2 protein-coding genes and 1 pseudogene are annotated in these 2,533 nt (G+C 63.8%); all 3 read right to left on the reverse strand.

Features of this window, described 5'->3' with window-relative positions:
* Positions 1-317, reverse strand: a pseudogene (locus EOA22_RS30600) (aminomethyltransferase); the annotation flags it as partial.
* Between the two features lie 146 nt (positions 318-463).
* Positions 464-1,087, reverse strand: coding sequence for a sarcosine oxidase subunit gamma (locus EOA22_RS30605; RefSeq protein WP_063170183.1), 624 nt, complete (start codon positions 1,085-1,087; stop codon positions 464-466).
* Positions 1,080-2,533 (reverse strand): glycine cleavage T C-terminal barrel domain-containing protein (locus EOA22_RS30610; RefSeq protein WP_281040802.1); only part of this gene is annotated, 1,454 nt, incomplete at its 5' end. The genes EOA22_RS30605 and EOA22_RS30610, both read right to left, overlap by 8 nt.

The following is a 2,533-nucleotide window of genomic DNA, read 5'->3' on the forward strand; positions in this document are numbered from 1 at the left end:
CTCCGCAGGGATGCGAGACTGTCGTCGCCCTCTATGAGCAGCGCTTTGATGCCGGCAGCGTTGCTGTTCGATGCTTCACCAAAAATGCCGGGATCGGTCGCGCCGGTCCTGTCCCAGGCCAGAAGTTCGCAGGCCTGGCCGCCTTCGACATTGCGCACGGTGATCGCGTCGCCGGCCTCGATGTCGATCAGCACCGCGCCGTTGCCCTGGATCGTATAACGCTCCATGCCCGGCGGCAGCGCGATCTGGCCCGGCCTCAGGATGAGGCTAGGCTTGGGCGGTCCGGCAGCAATTGCGGGGTAGGGCGACTGGCTCATCTCAGCCTTGCGGTTCGAGAAACAAGTTTGCCTGTGCGTGAAATTATTTTAGCAGCAAGAATAGCAGTGCGGTTGGGTTTGGCAAGGCGGAGGTGGCGCGCTTTGCCTTCTCCCCTTGTTGTGGGAGAAGGGAAGACTAGCCAAGGCTAAGCCAGTCTCTCTGTATGGTTGATGTCGACGCCGTACTCCGCGCCCGAATCCAGCATCGTATGCCAAAGGCTCTCGGCAAACGTCGCAAACATCAGAACGTTGAACACCGCCTGCCCATCCGTCCGATCACTGTCGCGCCAGAGCGTGACGCTGGTGTGATCCATCGACGTCGCGGCGGCGGCGCCAACCGGAAACGAATCGGGATGCAAATCGATCGACGACAGTTTCGCCAGCATTGTCCGCGCCTTGGCGCCGGAGATGCTGACCAGAACCCGCGCATGCGACTGGTCCGACAGCGAGCCGGACAATGCGGGCTCCAGCGTCTGCATCGTGTGCTTGCCGCCCTTCGACAGCACGAAGAACTGGTCCGGTCCCGACCAGATCAGCGTTGCGTCCGAAGTCCGCACCGCCTTCGGCGCATCAGGGACAGCAACACCAAACCGAGCCTTGGCGGCTTGTCCCAGCTCGGCCGCCTGGCCGCGCCGCGCCATCCCCTGGATCAGATCAAAATTGCGGATCTCGGTCAGCGAAATGCCGGCCTCGATACCGCGTGCGCCATCTGTACCGGTGACAAGCGCATGCTCGAGTGGGCTGCGAGAAACCCAGGAAAACTCAACCACGCTGGCGCCCTCCATCCGGGTCGTAGAAGACGGGATTGCAGAGTTCGACGTCATAGTCTTCGCCGCGCAATGGATCATGCGCGTGCACGATCTCGCCGATGCGTTCGCGGCCGCGTTCGACAAGCGCGAGCCCGATCCACTGATCCAACGTCGGCGAGAAGCAGACCGAGGTGACATAGCCCTGGTCGTTGCCGGGGCCGGGCGTCTGCCCCTTCGGGATGATGTGTGCGCCGGAGCGCAACCGGCGTGTCTCGTCCGTCGGCTTGATGCCGACGACGACCTGGCGATCTGGGGCTACCAGCGCCTCGCGTCCGGCCATGACGCGGCCGATATAGTCTTTCTTGGTCGACATCATCTTGCCCAGACCAAGATCGGCCGCTGTCGTCGTGCCGCTCAGTTCCGGTCCGGCGATGTGGCCCTTTTCGACGCGCATGACGCCGAGCGCCTCGGTGCCGTAAGGCGTCACGCCGAATGGCGCGCCGGCCAGCATCAGATTGCGTGCCATCGCATCACCGAAGCGTGCCGGTACCGAGATCTCGAAGGCCATTTCGCCGGAGAACGAGATGCGGAACAGCCGCGCCTTGAGGCCGCCGCGCAACGTCACTTCGCGCGCGCCCATGAACGGAAAGCCTTCGTTGGAAAGGTCCTCGGACTCATCAACGATCTGTTTCAGCAACTCCCGCGCGCTCGGTCCGGCGATCGAGAACTGCGCCCACTGGTCGGAGACGGAAGTGAGCTGCACGTCGAGCTCCGGGAACAGCACCTGGCGGCAGAATTCGAGATGCTGCATCACCAGACCGGCCTTGGCCGTGGTGGTGGTGAGAAAATAGTGGTCTTCGGCCAGCCGCGACGTGGTGCCGTCGTCATAGACGATGCCGTCCTCGCGCAGCATCAGACCGTAGCGCGCCTTGCCCACTGCAAGACTGGAGAAGGTGTTGATGTAGACGCGGTCGAGGAAGGCGCCGGCATCCGGACCGTGCACGTCGATCTTGCCGAGCGTCGAGACATCGCAGAATCCGACGCCTGAGCGCACCGCCTTGACCTCGCGCGTCACCGATTCCAGCCAGTCCTTCTCGCCCGCGCGGGGGTACCACTGCGCCCGCTTCCACAGGCCGGTGTCGACGAAGACAGCACCTTGTTCCACGGCCCAGTGATGCGACGGCGTCAGCCGCGTCGCATGGAAAGTCTCGTCGCGGTGATGGCCGGCGAAGGCGCCGATGGCGACGGGCACGTAAGGCGGCCGGTAGATCGTTGTCCCGGTCTCGGGGATCGAACGGCCGCTGACCGCAGCCATGATGGCGAGGCCGGCGACATTCGAGGTCTTGCCCTGGTCGGTCGCCATGCCGAGCGTGGTGTAGCGCTTCAGATGCTCGACCGATTCAAAACCCTCGCGCTGCGCCAGCTCGATGTCGGACGCGGTGACGTCGTGTTGCTGGTCGACAAAGG

Source organism: Mesorhizobium sp. M7A.F.Ca.US.014.04.1.1 (assembly GCF_003998745.1).
Taxonomy (GTDB): domain Bacteria; phylum Pseudomonadota; class Alphaproteobacteria; order Rhizobiales; family Rhizobiaceae; genus Mesorhizobium; species Mesorhizobium ciceri.